This window comes from Nocardia sp. NPDC003726 (genome assembly GCF_053586955.1).
In genome coordinates, this window is sequence record NZ_JBSFNF010000001.1 from 251,292 (window position 1) to 268,003 (window position 16,712).

The following is a 16,712-nucleotide window of genomic DNA, read 5'->3' on the forward strand; positions in this document are numbered from 1 at the left end:
GACGGCATCGGACCCGGCGTCGCCGCGCCCGGCCGGGTGCTGCGCGATCAGAGGTTCGGGAGGCAGTCTCGGCTCTGGGTCCCGGAAAGAGTTTGTAAAATGAGGCGATGAAGTTCCTCTGGAATGCCGAGGAACCTCCCGATCTCAGCAAGATCGAGCACCGGGCAACCTCGGTTGCGCAGCTCCTGGTCGACCGCATCGCGGAGACTCCCGCCACGGAGGCATTCCGATTCCTTTCCGATGGTCGCTGGGCGAGCGTGTCCTGGAAACAGTTCGGTGAGCGCGTCGACATCATCGCCGCCGGGCTGATCGCGCTCGGAATTCGAGCCGAGGACCGGGTCGCCCTCATATCGTCCACGCGATACGAATGGGTGCTCGCCGACTTCGCCGTGATGTGCGCTGGTGCGGCCACCACCACCGTGTACCCCACCACCAACGCCCCTGGCGTCGCGTTCATCGTGGCCAACTCGGGCAGCCGTGTCGTCCTCGCCGAGGATCGGTCGCAGGTCGGCAAACTGATCGAGCACCGTGCCGAGTTGCCCGACGTGCGACAGGTGGTGATCTTCGACGGCGAAGGCGACGGAAACTGGGTGATCACGCTCGATGAGCTCGAGCAGCGCGGACGCGGACTGCTCGCCGCGTCCCCCGGCGCGGTGGTCGATCGCATCCGCGGCATCCGGCCCGAGCACCTGGGCAGCATCATGTACACCTCCGGGACGACCGGCACTCCGAAAGGGGTTCGGCTGCCGCATTCCGCATGGACGTACAGCGCCGCGGCGATCGATGCCGTGAACGTTCTCCGCCCGGACGACCTGAACTTCTTATGGCTGCCGCTGTCCCACGCGTTCGGCAAGGTGATGCTGGCGCTCGCGCCGCTGATCGGCTTTCCCACGGCGATCGACGGCCGGGTGGACAAGATCGTGGAGAACCTGGCGGTATTGCACCCCACCATCGTGGCGGCCGCCCCGCGCATCTTCGAGAAGGCGCATGCCAGGATCGAGAGCGCAATGGCCGAAGAAGGCGGGATCAAGAAGAAGCTCTTCGATTGGGCGGTCGGCGTCGGTCTGGAGGTTTCGCGGGCGAGGCAGGCCGGCAAAGATCCGTCGTTGCCGGTCTTGTTGCGGTACAGAGTCGCCGACAAGCTGGTGCTCTCGAAAATCCGCGCACGCTTCGGTGGTCGGCTGCGGTATTTCGTTTCGGCGGCCGCCCCCTTGGACCGCGATGTCGCGCAGTGGTTCGACGCGATCGGCCTCGTCGTTCTCGAAGGGTACGGTTTGACCGAGACCGCCGCCGCCTCGTTCATCAATCGCCCGGGTGCATACCGGTTCGGAACCGTGGGCAAGCCGTTTCCCGGCACCGAGGCCGAGATCGCCGAGGACGGCGAGATCCTGCTGCGCAGTCCCGGTGTGATGAGTGGTTATCACGACCGCCCCGAAGCCACCGCCGAGGCTTTGGACGCGGACGGCTGGTTCCACACCGGCGACATCGGCGAGATCGACGCAGACGGATTCCTGCACATCACCGACCGCAAGAAAGACTTGTTCAAGACCTCACAGGGCAAGTACGTCGCGCCGTCCGCGATCGCCGCCACGTTCAAAGGCATATGTCCGTACGCGGCGGAATTCATCGTCTACGGAGAGACGCGGCCCTATTGTGTCGCATTGGTCGGCCTCGACGCCCAGAGCATCACCGAATGGGCCGGTAAGCACGGTCTAGCGGGCAAACCGCTTCCCGACATCGCGCGGGACGAAAGAACCCACGAGGTGATCGCCGGCTACGTCGATCGCCTGAACACCCAACTCGATCGCTGGGAACAGATCAAGAGATTCGACATCATCGACCACGAACTGTCCGTCGAGGCCGGTGATCTCACGCCGAGTATGAAACTGCGCCGCAAGATCGTCGTCGAGAACCTCGCCGACAGCATCGACGCCCTCTATCGATGAAGTGCGGGTCCCCGGGCGTGGTGGATGGCGTCGGGGGTGTGGGCGAAGATGTGCGCGTCCCCACCGGTGGGCAGGGCGCCGATCGCGGCTAGGCGGCGTCGGTGATCCTGGCGCAGGCCGGACATCAGGACGGTGATGTGGCGGTGCTCGAGTTTGCCGATGGCATCCTTCAGCACGAGCGCCCCGGTGGTGTCCAGGGCGGTGATTCCGGACATGCGCAGGATGACCACGCGCACATCCGATACGTCGGCCAGTTCGAGCAGGAACCGGTGGGCCGCGGCGAAGAACAGGGGCCCCTCGATGCGGTAGGCGACGATGTGATCGTGCAGCAGGCCGGTCTCCTCTGCCGAGTGCCCGGTCTCGTCGGCCGGATTCGTCAGCGCAACCTGCTGCAACCGAGCTTCTTTGGCGACCGACCGCAAGGCGAGCACGGTGGCGATACCGACGCCGACCGCGACCGCAGTCACCAGGTCCAAGGCGACGGTGACGCCGAAGGTGATCGCCATGATGATCGCATCCCCGCGTGAGGCGCGGGCGATCGCGGCCAGCGACGCGGTCTCCACCATCCGCACGGTCGTCGCCAGCAACACGCCCGCCAAAGCTGCCAATGGGATCTCCGCCACCAGGGGTGCGGCGAGGTAGATGATCGCGGCCAGCACGACGGCGTGGGTCAGCGCGGCCAGGCGGGTGCGCGCGCCGGAACGGACGTTGACCGCGGTGCGAGCGATCGCGCCGGTGGCGGGCACGCCGCCGAACAGGGGAGCGGCGATGTTCGCCATACCCTGGCCGAGCAGTTCGCGGTCGGGGTCGTGGCGAGTGCCAACGGCCATCGCGTCGGCGGCGGTCGCCGACAACAGGGACTCGAGCGCGGCCAGTGCCGCCACTGCCAGTGCCGGTGCGATCAGCGACCCGAGTTGGTCGAGGTGTACGAATCCTGTTGTCGGTGCGGGCAATCCAGAGGGAATGGTTCCGATGGGAGTCAGGTCCAGATCGAACGCCCGCGCTGCGAGGGTCGCGGCGGCCACCGCGATCAACGCGAACGGCAGTTTCGGGAAATACCGGCCACCGGCCAGGACCACCGCGGCCACCGCCAGTGTGGTCGCAGGCGTCAACGGGTGCGGGTGCGCGATGTATTGCCCTGCCGCGTCGAATGCCGACTGCCACACCTTCTCGCCCTCGGCGTGCGCGACATGCAGTGCGGACGGAACCTGTTGCAGCGCGATGACGACCGCGATGCCCGCGGTGAAACCTTCGATCACCGGGGCGGGCATGTAGCGCACAGCCCGCCCGACCCCCGCGAAGGCCAGTACCACCAGCGCCAGCCCGGCCAGCAGCCCCACGGCCAGCACCCCGCTCGCGCCGTGCCGGCCGACGATGGGCACCAAGACCACCGTCATCGCGCCGGTCGGCCCGGATACCTGGAAGCGGGAGCCGCCGAACACCGCCGCGATCGCGCCCGCGACGACAGCGGTGGCGAGTCCGGCGGCCGCGCCCAGCCCTGAGGAGATGCCGAAGCCGAGTGCCAGCGGCAGCGCCACCAAGGCCACGATCAGACCCGAGAGCAGGTCGGCTCCGGGCGCGCGGAGCGCGGGTTTCCAGTCCGACCAGCGCGGCAACAGCGCGAACGCGTTCACAGGGCTCGGGCCAGACGCAACTTCAGCGCGGCCAATTGCGCACGCAGTTGATCGGGCAGCCGGTTGCCGCCGATGGTGGCGTACCACTCGTCGATCGACGCGGTCTCGAGCACCCACTCGTCGATATCGACGGCCAGCGCCGCGGTCGCCAGTTCCCGGGCGCGCTCCGAGAGGCCGGACAAGTCGAGAGCCTCGGCGGTGGGGACGAACCCGATCGGGGTCTCCACGGCATCGGCGGCGCCGTCCAAGCGGTCGAGTGCCCACTGGAGGACACGCACGTTGTCGCCGAAACCGGGCCACAGGAAACCGCCGTCGGCGCCGCGACGGAACCAGTTGACCTGGAATATCCTCGGCAGCTTCGCGGGGTCGGCGGCGGCGCCGAGCTTCAGCCAGTGCGCGAAGTAGTCGCCGACGTGGTAGCCGAGGAACGGAAGCATCGCCATCGGATCCCGCCGCACCACACCCACCGCTCCCGCCGCGGCCGCGGTGGTCTCCGACGACAGCACCGACGCGGTGAACACACCGTGTTCCCAGTCGAAGGTCTCGGTCACCAAGGGAATCGTCGTCTTGCGGCGGCCGCCGAAGAAGATCGCGGAGATCGGCACCCCGGCCGGGTCGTCCCACTCCGCCGCTACCGTCGGGCACTGCCGGATCGGGGTGCAGTATCGGGAGTTCGGATGCGCGGCAGTGCTTTCCGCATCGGGGGTCCAGTCCTGGCCGTGCCAGTCGATCAGATGCGCGGGTGGTGTATCGGTCAAGCCTTCCCACCACACGTCACCGTCATCGGTGCGTGCGGTGTTGGTGAAGATCGAATTCCCGGCATCGATCGTGGCGATGGCGTTCGGGTTGGTCCGTGCTCCGGTCCCCGGGGCGACGCCGAAGAACCCCGCCTCCGGGTTCACCGCGTACAGTCGGCCGTCGGCTCCGAACCGCATCCAGGCGATGTCGTCGCCGATCGTCTCCGCCCGCCAGCCCGGCAGGGCGGGTTCGAGCATGGCGAGGTTGGTCTTGCCGCACGAGGACGGGAACGCGGCCGCGATGTAATGGACCTTTCCCCGCGGGGAGGTGAGTTTGAGAATCAGCATGTGCTCGGCCAGCCACCCCTCGTCACGCCCGAGCACCGAGGCGATGCGCAGCGCGAAACACTTCTTGCCCAGCAGCGCGTTACCGCCGTACCCGGAGCCGTAACTCCAGATCTCCCTGCGCTCCGGGAAATGTGAGATGTACTTGGTCGCATCGCACGGCCACGGCACATCCACCTCGCCTTCTCGCAGAGGCGCGCCGACCGAGTGCAGGCACTTCACGAAACCGGTTCCATCGGTGATCTTGTCCCACACCGGCGCACCGGAGCGGGTCATGACCTGCATCGCCACCGCCACATACTCCGAATCGGTGAGCTGCACCCCGTACTTCGGATCGTCGGCATCCAACGGTCCCATGCAGAACGCGATGACATACATCGTCCGTCCCGCCATGGCCCCGCGATAGTGCTCGGTCATCACCGTGCGCATGTCCAGCGGATCGACCCAGTTGTTGGTCGGGCCCGCGTCCTCGCGAAGTTCCGAGCAGATGAAGGTGCGATCCTCCACCCGCGCGACGTCGTCGGGATCCGACGCGCACCAGAAGGAGTTCGGTTTCGCCGCGAGCGGCACGAAGGTGCCCTTCTCCACCAGCAGTCCGGTGAGCCCGTCCCACTCCGCCCGCGAGCCGTCGCAGAACACGATGCGATCGGGCGCGGTCAACTCCGCGACTTCGGCGACCAACGCCAGGATGCCCTCGTGCTCGGTGGGGCACTGCACGCTCGCGGCGACGTCTAGATGGTTGGTCAAGACGGACATCTCCTTCGCAAACAATTAGGTTATTAGTTTAGAAAAGCTGCAATCAATGGCCACGTGCGCACCCTCCGGGGGTGACGGAGGTCAGGCGGGTTCTTCCAAGGCTTCGACTTGGCCTGCGACGACGCCGGTGAGGATGGCCCGTGCGGCGGCCAGTAACTGTGCGACCTCGGGGGTTGTCAATTCGTAGGTCACCGAGAGCCCTTCGCGGCGCGCGGTCACCAGGCCGGCGCGCCGCAGGATCGACAACTGCTGAGACAGGTTGGCCGCCTCGATTTCGATCTCGGTCAGCATCTCGGAGACGGCGTGCTCACGCTGGCTGAGCAGCTCGAGCACCCGCACCCGCACAGGATGCCCGAGTGTTTTGAAGAAGTCGGCCTTCATCTGATAGAGCGGTCGCTGCAGTCCGGGCATCGATGACCACTCCTTCCACTCCCACCGGCGGCGGCTCGGCATCCACGGCCGCACCCTGTTTGCAGAGTTTAGCAAACAACGCAATCACTGCATCTCGCGCGGCCTGCCTTCGACTATGGTCCGGTGGGGCGCGGAGCGCGGGTCACGACGACAGCGGGTTCTTCTTCAACGCGACCGCGCCGAGGACGGCGGCGACCAGCCCGACGGCCAAGGCCACGAAGCCGCCGACGATCCCGTATCCCGTGCCCGGTCCGCCTTCGGCGGCGGCCACTACCAGTCCGCCGAGCACCAGCCCGGTCACTCCGGCAGCCAGCGCGGTGATCGCGCCGCGGCGTCCAGCGCGGTGGATGACGGCCCGGACGCCGGTGACGACGCCCAGCAGGCCCACCGCGACACCGACCAGGGACCAGAAGCGGCCGGGGGTCAACCCGGAGCTGCCCGCCTGGGCGAGAAGCTCCGAGGTGGCGAGCAGGTGCGGAACGGACATGGTGTGCTCCTTCTTCAACGACGCGGACGGAGCCCATCCTGTCTGCCGTACCGCTTTCCGGTCGTCCTGCGCGCGCAGCAACTTCACGCTGCCACCGAGGGCGTAGGAACCGGAGGGGAGTACCGCGTCCGCGGTAGACAGTGATCATTCCGGTGGACGACTCTCCCGCGCGGGCATCGGGTTAGGGTGCAGCCATGGAACGGCTTCGGGACTGGGCGATCGCCGTGGGCATCGCGGTGTTCCAGCTCGTCTCGGGGCTGTCGGGGCCGGTGGCCGGGTGGGTGCTGCTGGTCGCAGGCGGGTTGTCGTTGGCCGCCAGCCGCCGGGCGCCGGTCGTGGTGCTGGCGGTGACCGGGTCGACCGCGCTGGCCTACCAGGCCATCGGGGTGGACGTGCCCGCTGTCGCGTTCCTGTTCGCCGTGTACGCGGCGTTCCGTGCGGGGCGCCGAGTGGCGGCCGTGGCGGGGTCGGTTGTCATGGTGCTCGTCATGCCGCTCGCGTTGCTGATCGCACCGCGCGGGCTGCCCGTGGGCGAGGCGTTCGCGCAAGCCCGTGGCGTGCTGCAACTGGCGTGGTTGGTCGCCGCAGGCGCCGCGGGCGAAGCGCTGCGGCAGGCCGAGCGGCGGGCCGAGGAGGCCGAGCGTACCCGTGAGGAGACCGCGCGGCGGCGGGCCGACGAAGAACGCCTGCATATCGCGCGGGAATTGCACGACTCGCTGACCCATCAGATTTCGGTGATCAAGTTGCAAGCCGAGGTGGCCGTACATCTGGCCCGCAGGCGCGGCGAGCAGGTCCCCGAGGCGTTGCTGGCGATCCTGGCGGCAGGCCGCGAGGCATCCAGGGAGCTGCGGGCCACACTGGAGGCCCTGCGCGACGACCGCGAACCGTCGTACGGGCTCGATCAGGTGCCTGCGCTGGTGGAAGGCGTCCGCGCGACCGGCTTGGACGCGAAGCTGACGGTCGAGGGGCAACGCGAGGCCCTGCCTGTGGCGGTGGACCGGACCGCCTACCGGATCGTCCAGGAATCGCTGACCAACATCACCAGGCACGCCGCCGCCGACACCGCGTCGGTCCACATCGAGCACCGTCCCGACGCCCTGGTGATCCGAGTGGACGACGACGGCCGCGCCACGCCCGACACCACGCCGGCGCCTGGCGTGGGGCTGCTCGGGATGAGCGAGCGGGTCACCGCCCTCGGCGGCCGGTTACATGCCGCACCCCGCGGTGAGGGCGGTTTCACCGTTCGCGCCGAGCTACCTGTGGAGCGGGCCCGGTGATCCGCGTCCTGCTGGTCGACGACCAGTCGCTGATCCGTAGCGGATTTCGCGCGCTGCTCGACGCGGAGGAAGATATCGAAGTCGTGGCCGAGGCCGCCGACGGCGCCCGGGGCGTCGAGCTGGCCCGCGAACACCTCCCCGACATCGCACTCGTGGACATCCAGATGCCTGTCGTGGACGGCATCGAGGCAACACGGCGCATCGCCGCCGACCCGGCCCTGACCGGAGTGCACGTGGTGATACTGACCAACTACGGCCTGGACGAGTACGTCTTCGACGCCCTGCGCGCGGGTGCGGCCGGGTTCCTGGTCAAGGACATCCATCCGGAGGACTTCCTGTACGCCGTCCGGGTGGCGGCCCGCGGTGACGCTCTGCTCGCGCCGTCGATCACCCGCAAACTGATCAACCGCTACGTCAGCAGGCCACCGGACTCGGGGGAGGCTCCCGGCCTGACCGAGCTGACCAACCGCGAGCGAGAGGTGGTCACGCTCGTTGCCCGGGGCCTGTCGAACGACGAGATCGCCGAGCATCTGGTGATCAGCCCACTGACCGCCAAGACGCACGTCAACCGGGCCATGACCAAGCTGCACGCCCGCGACCGCGCCCAGCTGGTCGTCTTGGCCTACGAATCCGGCCTCGTGACCGCTCGCCGAGCCTGACCTTCCCCGGGGCCTGGCGTGGCCGTCCGCCGCGCCGAGCACGCTACGGAGGGTGCGTTGCCGCCCGCGCCCCGAATCGGCGTGTCTTCTCCGCGTTCAGTCCGATACCCCGCCAAAATGCGACACAATTGATCTGGATGTACGGGTGCGCACCCGCGTCGTTTTCACGGTGAACCCGAAATCGCACCGACGAGAAAATGATGGGCGCGAGTCGGCGATCGGCGCCGACGACTGGTACGGCGGCCACGCTTGAACCCATTGCGATGTCTCGAGAGATCAGCGAAGGAATCAGGATATGGCTCGATACCTGTTGGCGGCGAGTCCGATATCCGGTCATGTCGCACCCATGCGGGCCGTCGCGGCCGATTTGCGGCGACGTGGGAACCAGGTTCGGTTGCTCACCGGAGCCGTGTTCGGCACATCCATTCGAGCGCGAGGTGTCGAATTCTCGGAGCTACCTCGCGATGCCGAGGTGGCGCGCGCTGCACAGCCGCGTAATCGGGCCTCGGGTCTGGTCCAGCGGTGGCGAATCGGCCGAGTGGAGTTGCAGTCCGCTTTTCTCGCGCCGATAGCGGCACAGCACCGTGCGTTGCGCGCCGAGCTGGACCGCGCGGACTTCGATGCCGTCCTGGTCGATGTGATGTTCACCGGGGCCATTCCGCTGCTGTTGACCCAGCGGGAACGTCCGCCGGTGATTGCCTGCGGCGTCGTTCCGTTGATGCTGTCCAGCGCGGACTGTCCGCCGTTCGGGACCGGATGGCAGCCGCAAGCGGGTCGCGACTACACGTCCATGAACCGGTTCGTACAACAGGTGCTGTTTCGCGGTGTCCAGGCGAAACTCGATGTAGTTCTGCGTGCGCTCGGCGTGGGGCCCGCGCCGGTTTTCCTGCTCGACTGGCCGCTCCTCGCCGATCGGATATTGCAGTTCACTGTGCCAGGATTCGAATATCCGCGACATGATCTGCCGCCGTCGGTGGTCTTCACCGGACCGATCCCGGCTCCTGCGGCCATGGATGCCGCCGTACCGAGCCGGTTGCCCGCCGCGGATAGTGCCGAAACGATTGTCCATGTCACTCAGGGAACATGGGACAATCGGTGTTTCGATCAGTTGCTCCGCCCTTCCCTGACCGCATTGAGTCATCGCCCCGATGTGCTGGTCGTCGCGTGTACCGGCGGCTCCCACGCACCGATCGGCCCGCTGCCGGCGAACGCATATGCGGCCGATTTCATCTCGTACGACCGTCTTCTACCGCGCGTCGATTTGATGATCACCAATGGTGGCTACGGTGGCGTCAACCAAGCCCTGCGCCATGGGGTGCCGTTGATCGTCGCGGGCGATACTGCGGACAAGCCTGAAACAGCGGCCCGCGTGGCATACGCCGGCGTGGGAATCAATCTCGGCACCGCACGGCCGCGACCCGCTGCCATCATCGCGGCGGTCGACCGGGTGCTGAGTTCGGGCGGCTTCCGTGACGCGGCGAACCGATTGGCGGCGGATATCGCGAATCGGTCCCCCTTCGACTCGGTCGCGGATGTGTTGACCGAAGTGACAGCAGGTCGGCGGCCCGCCGTATCCGCGCCCGACGTCGGGCAACGGTATCCGTGGAAAGGGAACGGGGAATGACGGTGCCCGCCGATTTCGCCGTTGAGGAGAGGTGGACATGATGCGAACCGAACTCGACGCCGCCGGCATCACGGAGCCGGAACTGCGCCGGTCGTATCGGATCTGCCGCGAACTCAACGCTCGCCACGGGAAGACCTTCTTTCTCGCCACCCGGTTGCTCGCACCCGATCAGCGGCCCGCCGTGCACGCGCTGTACGGATTCGCCCGTCGCGCCGACGACATCCTGGACGATTTCCGCCCGCAGTTGTCGACGACCGAACGCGCTGCCCGGCTGAACGCACTCGCACGGCAATTCGAAGCCGGGGACACCGGTGGCGATCCGGTACTGGCCGCGGTGCTGCACACCGCGCAGACCTATCGGATACCGGGCCATTTGTTCAGTGCGTTCCTGGCCTCGATGCGTCTGGATCTTTCCGTCACCGACTATCCGGACCGCGCGGCGCTGGACCGATACGTCTACGGATCGGCGGAAGTGATCGGGCTACAGCTGCTGCCGGTGCTGGGCGCCACGGACACGGCGGCGGCCGCGCCCTACGCCGCCGCCCTCGGCAAGGCATTCCAGCTGACGAACTTCTTGCGTGACGTCGACGAGGATCTGGCTCGCGACCGTGTCTATCTGCCCGCCGATGAACTGGCCGCGCACGGTGTGGACCGAGAGTTGCTGTTGTGGTGCCGCCGACATCGCCGAGGCGAGCCGCGAGTGCGCCGCGCATTGGCGGCACAGCACGCGATCACCAGGAAGATCTACGCTCACGCGCGGGAGGGGATCGCATTGCTCGCACCTCGCTCGCGGCCATGCGTGACGACCGCGGCGACGCTGTACGCGGAGATACTCGACCGCATCGAAGCCGCGGACTTCGAAGTGTTCGGCCGACGCGCCAGAGTCGGCACCGGTCGAAGATTGCAGGTCGGCGCGGCGGGCCAGCTCCGCGCGTGGTGGGCACGACGGCCTGCCGGACCGACCCGGCCGGACACTCCGCGCGCGGCAGCGCACGATTCCGTATCACCGCTCGATTCCACCGATTCGCGCGAACCTACGTGAGGTGGTTGGGATGGACCATTGGCGTTATCTACTTGTTCTCCTCACCTGCCTGGTGCTGACCGCTCCGCTGGAGTTCCTCGGTGGCGGCGTCTACCGGAGACCGCGGCTGCTGCTCGGCGCCCTGCTGCCCGCCGTCACGTTGTTCGTCGTCTGGGACCTGGTGGCGATCGCCGCCGGAGTGTGGGACTACAACTCCCGCTATCTGCTGGGTGTGTTCCTGCCCGGGACGATTCCGCTGGAGGAGTTGCTGTTCTTCCTCGTCGTCCCGCTGTGCGGGCTGCTGACCTACGACGCGGTCGAAACGCTGCTCGGCGCTGCTCGCCGCCGCGGCAGCACCAGCCCGACGAAACAGCCGCGACGATGAATTCGGTGGGTTGGGGGTACACGTTTCCCGCCGTGGCGGCGGTCGTGGTGGTGTGTCTGGTCGAGTGCACGCTGTTGCGGACCGGGCTGTTCCGGCGACCTGGCTACTGGTTGACGATGCTGATCGTCCTCAGTTTTCAAATCCCCGTCGACGGGTGGTTGACCAGGCTCGACGCGCCGATCGTGCGGTACAACCCCGACCATGTCCTGGGGCTCCGGTTCCCCTGGGATATCCCGGTGGAGGACTTCTTGTTCGGCTTCGTCTTGGTGACCTCGGTACTCCTCGGCTGGGAGCGGACAAGGCAGCGGCAGGAAGGCGTGCGGCGATGAGGCGCGATGGGTCGGCTTCGCGGCGGCGCGGGGATTCCCGGCGCGTCCGCTTTCCCGCCGCCGCGGGGCACATGGACGTCGGCCGCGACGGTCGCCGCCCGCGCGCCGTTGTCGTCGGTGCGGGGATCGCGGGCTTGGCGGCCGCGACGGGGCTCGCCGAACGGGGATTCCACGTCGAAGTCATCGAACGCGAACGGTACCTGGGCGGACGGGTCGGCGGCTGGACCGAGCGGCTTCCCGACCGCAGCGCCGTCGGGATGAATCGCGGCTTCCACGCCTTCTTCGCGCAGTATTACAACCTCCGCAAACTGCTCGCCCGTACCGATCCGCAGCTACGCAGGCTGCGTCGGCTCGACGACTACCCGCTCATCGACGCCGAGGGCCGCCGCGACACCTTCCGCCATCTTCCGAGCACTCCGCCTTGGAACGCGCTCGCCTTCGCCCTGCGCAGCCCGACGTTTCGACTGCGCGATCTGATTCGTATGGACCCACGCGCCGCCGCGCCGCTGGCCGCGGTCTCGGTCCCGGACATCTACCACCGGATCGATCACCTGGATGCGGAAACGTTCCTGCATCGCGTCAACTTTCCCGAAGCGGCGCGCCACCTCGCGTTCGAGGTGTTCTCCCGCAGCTTCTTCGTCGCTCCCCAGCACATGTCCGCCGCCGAACTGGCGACGATGTTCCACATCTATTTTCTGGGCTCCAGCGAAGGCCTGCTCTTCGACGTGGCCGAGGACAATTTCGATGTCAGCCTGTGGACACCACTCGCGGAGTACCTCACCGCGCCGCGAGTGCCCCGGCGGCCGGGCACCGTCCGCATTCACACGGGCGTGCGCGTCGGCCGAATCGATGCGGACGAAACCAGCGGATTCCGGGTGCTCGACGACACCGACGCCGAGACGACCGCCGACGCGGTGGTCTTGGCCGTCGATATCACCGGGTTGCGCCGGATCGTCGCCGCGTCACCCACGCTCGGCGACGGCCCATGGCGCGCGCAAGTAGCCCGATTGGCTGTCGCACCGTCCTTCGCGGTGCAGCGTCTGTGGCTGAACCAGCCGATTCGTGCTGACCGTCCGAGCTTTCTCGGCACCGGCAATCTGGACCCGCTCGACAACATCAGCGTGGTGAGCAAGTACGAGAAGCAAGCGGCGGACTGGGCGCGCGAGAGCGGTGGAAGCGTCGTCGAATCGCACGCGTACGCCGTTGCGGACGGGATGCCGCCCAGCCAGGCGCGTGACGAGGTCCGCAGCCGGATGCTGGCCCGGCTGCACCATATCTACCCCGAGACGGCCGAAGCGCGCATCGTGGGGGAGACCATGCTGTGGCGGCAGGATTGCCCACGGTTCGCGCCGGGCGACTTCGCTCGACGGCCCGGTATCTCTACTCCGCACCCGCGATTGGTCCTGGCCGGCGACGGCATACGCGTCGACCTGCCGGTCGCTCTGATGGAACGCGCCGCCACCACCGGCTGGATCGCGGCGAACACGCTGGTCCGTCAGTGGGCCGGTGCCGGACACTCCTTGCAGACGGTCCCCATCTGGGGCCGATCGGCGATCCTGCGCGCGCTCGCCGCTCGCGGGGGTAGCGATGAGTAAGCGCGCCGAGTTCGGCAGATGGCCGAAAGACATACCGCTACAGCGGTTCGCGCCGGAGGAATGGTCTCGCCAGCGGCCGACCCACGCGGATGCCGACCCCGGTCTGATCGCGGCGGCGACACGATGGTCACAGCAGCGACCCTCGGGTAACTGGTACACCCTCGCGGCCAGTCGCAGTGTCGGTCGCGGCCGTCCGCTGAGCGCGACCATCGGCGGGATCGAACTCGTCGCCTGGCGCGACGAGCGCGACGTCTTGCACGTCGGTCCGGGAGCCTGTCCACACCTGGGGGCGCCGCTCGCCGAGGCGCAGGTCGATGACGCCGCACTGATCTGCCGATGGCACGGACTGCGGGTGGAAGCGACCGGATCCGCCCGATGGTGCCCGTACCCGAGTTACGACGACGGCGTGCTTGCCTGGGTGCGGCTGGACACGATCGGTGAGCAGACACCTACCGACACGCCGATCATCGGCCCCCGCCCCGCCGACACCACCGTGCACGCGGTGACCCGCTCGACCGGCGTGTGCGAACCCCGTGACATCATCGCGAACCGACTCGACCCCTGGCACGGCGCATGGTTGCATCCGTACTCGTTCACCCGCCTCGAGGTGACACAGACCCCGCCGCGGCACGACATCACCGAGGAGAATCACCGATTCCTGCTCACCGTGACCTTCCGAGTGACCCGCAGGCTCGGCGTGCCCGTCGTGGCCGAGTTCACCTGCCCGGATCCGCGCACCGTCGTGATGCGAATCGTCTCCGGTGAGGGAACCGGAAGCGTGGTGGAAACCCACGCGACGCCGATCGGCCCCGGCCCCGACGGCCGGGCGCGCACCGCGGTGATCGAAGCAGTGATCGCGAACTCGGAACGGCCGGGTTTCCGGTACGCGCATCGACTCCTGCCGGTGTTGCGCCCGCTGATGGCTCGCGCCGCGACGCGGCTGTGGCGTGACGACTTGGCGTACGCCGAGCGCCGGTACCAACTGCGTACTCACCGTCGATAGGGAGTGGAACCCCGGCGACGAACTGTTCACGCACGATCGATCACGAACGCGCCACTATCGCGACCGCCGATCCCACGGGTCCGCGGCGGTCGGCGTCATGGCCCAGCAGGTCCATCGACCCGCGGTGAACCGGGATCACCGCTGCGACCATCGTCGGGCTGATCTTCGGTGCCTGATCTCTTGCCCGCGCTCTTCGCGATTCGGCGCGGTTTGACCGTGCGCCGGATGTCGGCGGCGGGACTATCGCCACCAGCTCGTTTCCTGCGCAACGCGTCGAGGTCGACCACAGTTCCGTCAGGCTCGGCACCACCTGGATCGCTCTCCGGAGCGCGATGTCGCGCCGTGCCGGGGCCGACCGGCCACCAGCCTGTCTCCCGCTGCAGTTCCGATCGCAGGACGGGCTTGGTCGGCGCGGGGTCGTAGACGGAGCCACGGTCGGAGCGCCAAGTCTTCTGAAGACGCTCGCCGGCCTCTTCCGCCACGCGTCGCGGGCGGCGTGGTAGTCGGGTGACTTTCGACGTGCCGTCGTCGGCTCCGGGCATCTCCACAGCCTTCATTCCTTCTGCCTGCCTACTGCGCAACCGTTCCGGCTCGTCGAACCTCTTCCCGCCGGACTGCGGCATGGATTCCCATCCGGGCCCTACCCGCTCCGACATCGGGCTAGCAGCCGACGAGTGCCACTGCACCCGTCGGCGCCACGACCGCTGATACGTCGAGCTGATGTTCGAACGTGCTGCCGATTGCGTCGCTCACGCCCGTATTCTCCCTCAACAGATAACCGCCGAGCACCGGAGCCAGGGACATGGCAGCTGGGCGGCCATACGGGCCCTTCCGGTGTGGGCCGCGCTTCGGCCTCCCGCTGCGGTCGCGGACCTGCGGGCCAGCGGTCTCTCCACTGACGATCGTGACCATACCTGCTCTGCGTGCGTAGTGGGCGATCGCCTTCGTAAGCCACGAACGGCGGCGACTTGCAGCGGCTGGCTGTGCTATGCCCGGGGCAGGGGAATCTCGAGGTGCACTGTCTGAAATCCGCTGTGCGGTCCGCGTGCGTCGTGGACGATCCGGCCGAAGGTGAGCCAGAACTCCAGCGCGCCGGGCGTCCTGGCGTCGGTGTGCAGATACAGCCGCTCGAACGCCGGTGTAACCGAGACGTAGTCGATCGCCGCGTCGACCAACCGTGTGGCCAGGCCGCGCCGGTGGTGCTCGGGGCGGACGTAGACGCGGAACAGCTGTGCGGTGCTCTGGTCGGGGTACTGTTCGGCCAGCCACGCCGGGTGCGGTGGGTGGCGAGGGCCTTGTGCGCGGATCGCGGTGGTGGCGACGATGCGGCCGGAGTGCTCGACGACCCAGAGCCGGTTGCGAGGGTGGCGCAGATACACCGTTTCCGGGTCGATCACGTCATAGTGGTGCTCGGGGAGATAACCGATGCCGAACACGTCGTAGAAGGTGTCGAGCATGACACTGCGGGCGCCGGGAAGATCGTCTGCGCAGGCCACGCGCAGCTGGTAGCCGGTGGCGGCGGGCGCGCTCACCGGTGCGCTCCCAACTCGCGGTCCAGCACTTCCAGGCCCTCGACGGCGACCGGTCCAGGGCCGGTGTAGCCGAACGGGACGGCGATGATTCGGTTGGCGCGGATCGCGCGCAGTCCGGCCAGTTCGGGGCGCTCGCGCAGGGCGTCGCGGGCCGATTCGGGGGTCTGGGTGCCTTGGGTGAGCAAGATGACGACTTCGGGATCGCGCTGGATCAGAGTTTCGGTGTTGACGTCGAAGTTGCGTTTGGCTACGTCGCCGAAGACGTTGTCCAGACCGAGGATCCGCATCTGGGTGGCGACGGTGCTGGTGCTGCCGTAGGCGCTGAGCTTGGCGCCGTCGCGCGAGATGATCAGCGCCGCGGCGGGCCGGGCGGCCCGCTCGGCGCGGTGGCGGTCCGCGACCGCCGCTACCCGCTGCTTCAACGCGGTGACTTCGGCGTTCGCCGCCGCGGACGTGCCGAACAACCGTCCGTACAACTCGATGTCGGCGAAGATATCGTCGTAGTTCCCCGCGGCATCGCGGCAGTAACCGCGGGTCACCAGCAGCGGAATGCGCACCCGTGCCAGATCCTCGGGCGTGACCGCCGCACCCTCGAAGCTCACCACCAGATCGGGGGTTCGGTTGATGATTTCCTCGCGCGCCAGTTCGCCGGTGGGGGCCGTGATTTCGATGCCCTCGAGGGCGTCGGCGTATCGGCCGGGAAAGGGAGCGGTTTCGAATGTACGGGTGACGATACGATCGGCGGCGCCCGCGGCCGCGATGAGCGGGGCTGCGACGGATCCGACCGTCACCACGCGGCGGGGCGCGCTGGTGAAGGTGACGTCGCGGCCACAGCTGGAGATCGTCATCGGGAACCCTTCCGCCGCCTCGACGGTGGCGGGTGCGGGGCTGCCGCAGCCGGTGAGCAGCGCCGCGGTGAGCAGCGCGACGGGTACGGGTGCGAGCCGGGGGAGACCTATGGACACGATGAT

General features: G+C 68.0%; 15 protein-coding genes. 9 read left to right on the forward strand and 6 right to left on the reverse strand.

The annotated features are described in order from the left end of the window. Positions 1 to 107: 107 nt before the first annotated feature. The gene (locus tag ACWDMM_RS01230) at positions 108 to 1,946 is read left to right on the forward strand and encodes an AMP-dependent synthetase/ligase (RefSeq protein ID WP_449935367.1); all 1,839 of its coding nucleotides are present in this window, start codon (positions 108 to 110) and stop codon (positions 1,944 to 1,946) included. Here the strand turns inward: ACWDMM_RS01230 and ACWDMM_RS01235 are convergent. The 4 genes from ACWDMM_RS01235 to ACWDMM_RS01250 all read right to left on the reverse strand — a co-directional run bounded on the left by ACWDMM_RS01235 (position 1,937) and on the right by ACWDMM_RS01250 (position 6,316). Continuing rightward, entirely contained in the window at positions 1,937 to 3,580 is a 1,644-nt protein-coding gene (locus ACWDMM_RS01235) for a SulP family inorganic anion transporter (protein WP_449935370.1), read from the reverse strand. The two genes, ACWDMM_RS01230 and ACWDMM_RS01235, sit on opposite strands and share 10 nt — an antisense overlap. Beyond that, complete coding sequence (locus ACWDMM_RS01240; protein ID WP_449935373.1) at positions 3,577 to 5,409, reverse strand: phosphoenolpyruvate carboxykinase (GTP); 1,833 nt, start codon at positions 5,407 to 5,409, stop codon at positions 3,577 to 3,579. Before ACWDMM_RS01240 ends, ACWDMM_RS01235 begins: the two co-directional genes overlap by 4 nt. Before the next feature lie 90 nt (positions 5,410 to 5,499). Continuing rightward, positions 5,500 to 5,829 carry an ArsR/SmtB family transcription factor gene (locus tag ACWDMM_RS01245; protein ID WP_195081313.1) on the reverse strand — a complete coding sequence of 110 codons (330 nt, stop codon included), beginning with the start codon at positions 5,827 to 5,829 and terminating at the stop codon, positions 5,500 to 5,502. Between the two features lie 142 nt (positions 5,830 to 5,971). After that, the gene (locus ACWDMM_RS01250) at positions 5,972 to 6,316 is read right to left on the reverse strand and encodes a DUF6223 family protein (protein ID WP_195081314.1); all 345 of its coding nucleotides are present in this window, start codon (positions 6,314 to 6,316) and stop codon (positions 5,972 to 5,974) included. Positions 6,317 to 6,510: 194 nt separating this feature from the next. Between ACWDMM_RS01250 and ACWDMM_RS01255 the strand changes: the two genes are divergently transcribed. The 8 genes from ACWDMM_RS01255 to ACWDMM_RS01290 all read left to right on the forward strand — a co-directional run bounded on the left by ACWDMM_RS01255 (position 6,511) and on the right by ACWDMM_RS01290 (position 14,209). Further along, a complete protein-coding gene (locus tag ACWDMM_RS01255; protein ID WP_357206034.1) occupies positions 6,511 to 7,593 on the forward strand; it encodes a sensor histidine kinase in 1,083 nt (360 codons plus the stop codon). Next, entirely contained in the window at positions 7,590 to 8,252 is a 663-nt protein-coding gene (locus ACWDMM_RS01260; protein ID WP_357105184.1) for a response regulator transcription factor, read from the forward strand. The genes ACWDMM_RS01255 and ACWDMM_RS01260 overlap by 4 nt, the downstream gene beginning before the upstream one ends. A 538-nt stretch (positions 8,253 to 8,790) precedes the next feature. Beyond that, positions 8,791 to 9,876 (forward strand): glycosyltransferase, encoded by a 1,086-nt coding sequence (locus ACWDMM_RS01265; protein WP_449935378.1) that lies wholly within the window; start codon positions 8,791 to 8,793, stop codon positions 9,874 to 9,876. 37 nt (positions 9,877 to 9,913) lie between these two features. Then, entirely contained in the window at positions 9,914 to 10,918 is a 1,005-nt protein-coding gene (locus ACWDMM_RS01270) for a phytoene/squalene synthase family protein (RefSeq protein WP_357105187.1), read from the forward strand. A gap of 10 nt (positions 10,919 to 10,928) precedes the next feature. Then, positions 10,929 to 11,282: a lycopene cyclase domain-containing protein gene (locus ACWDMM_RS01275; protein WP_195081319.1), complete on the forward strand. Its 354-nt coding sequence runs from the start codon at positions 10,929 to 10,931 to the stop codon at positions 11,280 to 11,282. Beyond that, positions 11,279 to 11,611 carry a lycopene cyclase domain-containing protein gene (locus ACWDMM_RS01280; protein WP_195081320.1) on the forward strand — a complete coding sequence of 111 codons (333 nt, stop codon included), beginning with the start codon at positions 11,279 to 11,281 and terminating at the stop codon, positions 11,609 to 11,611. Before ACWDMM_RS01275 ends, ACWDMM_RS01280 begins: the two co-directional genes overlap by 4 nt. Beyond that, complete coding sequence (locus ACWDMM_RS01285; protein ID WP_449935382.1) at positions 11,608 to 13,206, forward strand: FAD-dependent oxidoreductase; 1,599 nt, start codon at positions 11,608 to 11,610, stop codon at positions 13,204 to 13,206. The genes ACWDMM_RS01280 and ACWDMM_RS01285 overlap by 4 nt, the downstream gene beginning before the upstream one ends. Continuing rightward, the gene (locus ACWDMM_RS01290) at positions 13,199 to 14,209 is read left to right on the forward strand and encodes a DUF5914 domain-containing protein (protein ID WP_195081321.1); all 1,011 of its coding nucleotides are present in this window, start codon (positions 13,199 to 13,201) and stop codon (positions 14,207 to 14,209) included. The genes ACWDMM_RS01285 and ACWDMM_RS01290 overlap by 8 nt, the downstream gene beginning before the upstream one ends. Positions 14,210 to 15,195: 986 nt before the next feature. Here the strand turns inward: ACWDMM_RS01290 and ACWDMM_RS01295 are convergent. Further along, the gene (locus ACWDMM_RS01295) at positions 15,196 to 15,741 is read right to left on the reverse strand and encodes a GNAT family N-acetyltransferase (RefSeq protein WP_323124254.1); all 546 of its coding nucleotides are present in this window, start codon (positions 15,739 to 15,741) and stop codon (positions 15,196 to 15,198) included. Beyond that, on the reverse strand, positions 15,738 to 16,706 hold the full coding sequence (locus ACWDMM_RS01300; protein ID WP_195081322.1) for an ABC transporter substrate-binding protein: 969 nt from the start codon (positions 16,704 to 16,706) through the stop codon (positions 15,738 to 15,740). Before ACWDMM_RS01300 ends, ACWDMM_RS01295 begins: the two co-directional genes overlap by 4 nt. Positions 16,707 to 16,712 lie beyond the last annotated feature (6 nt).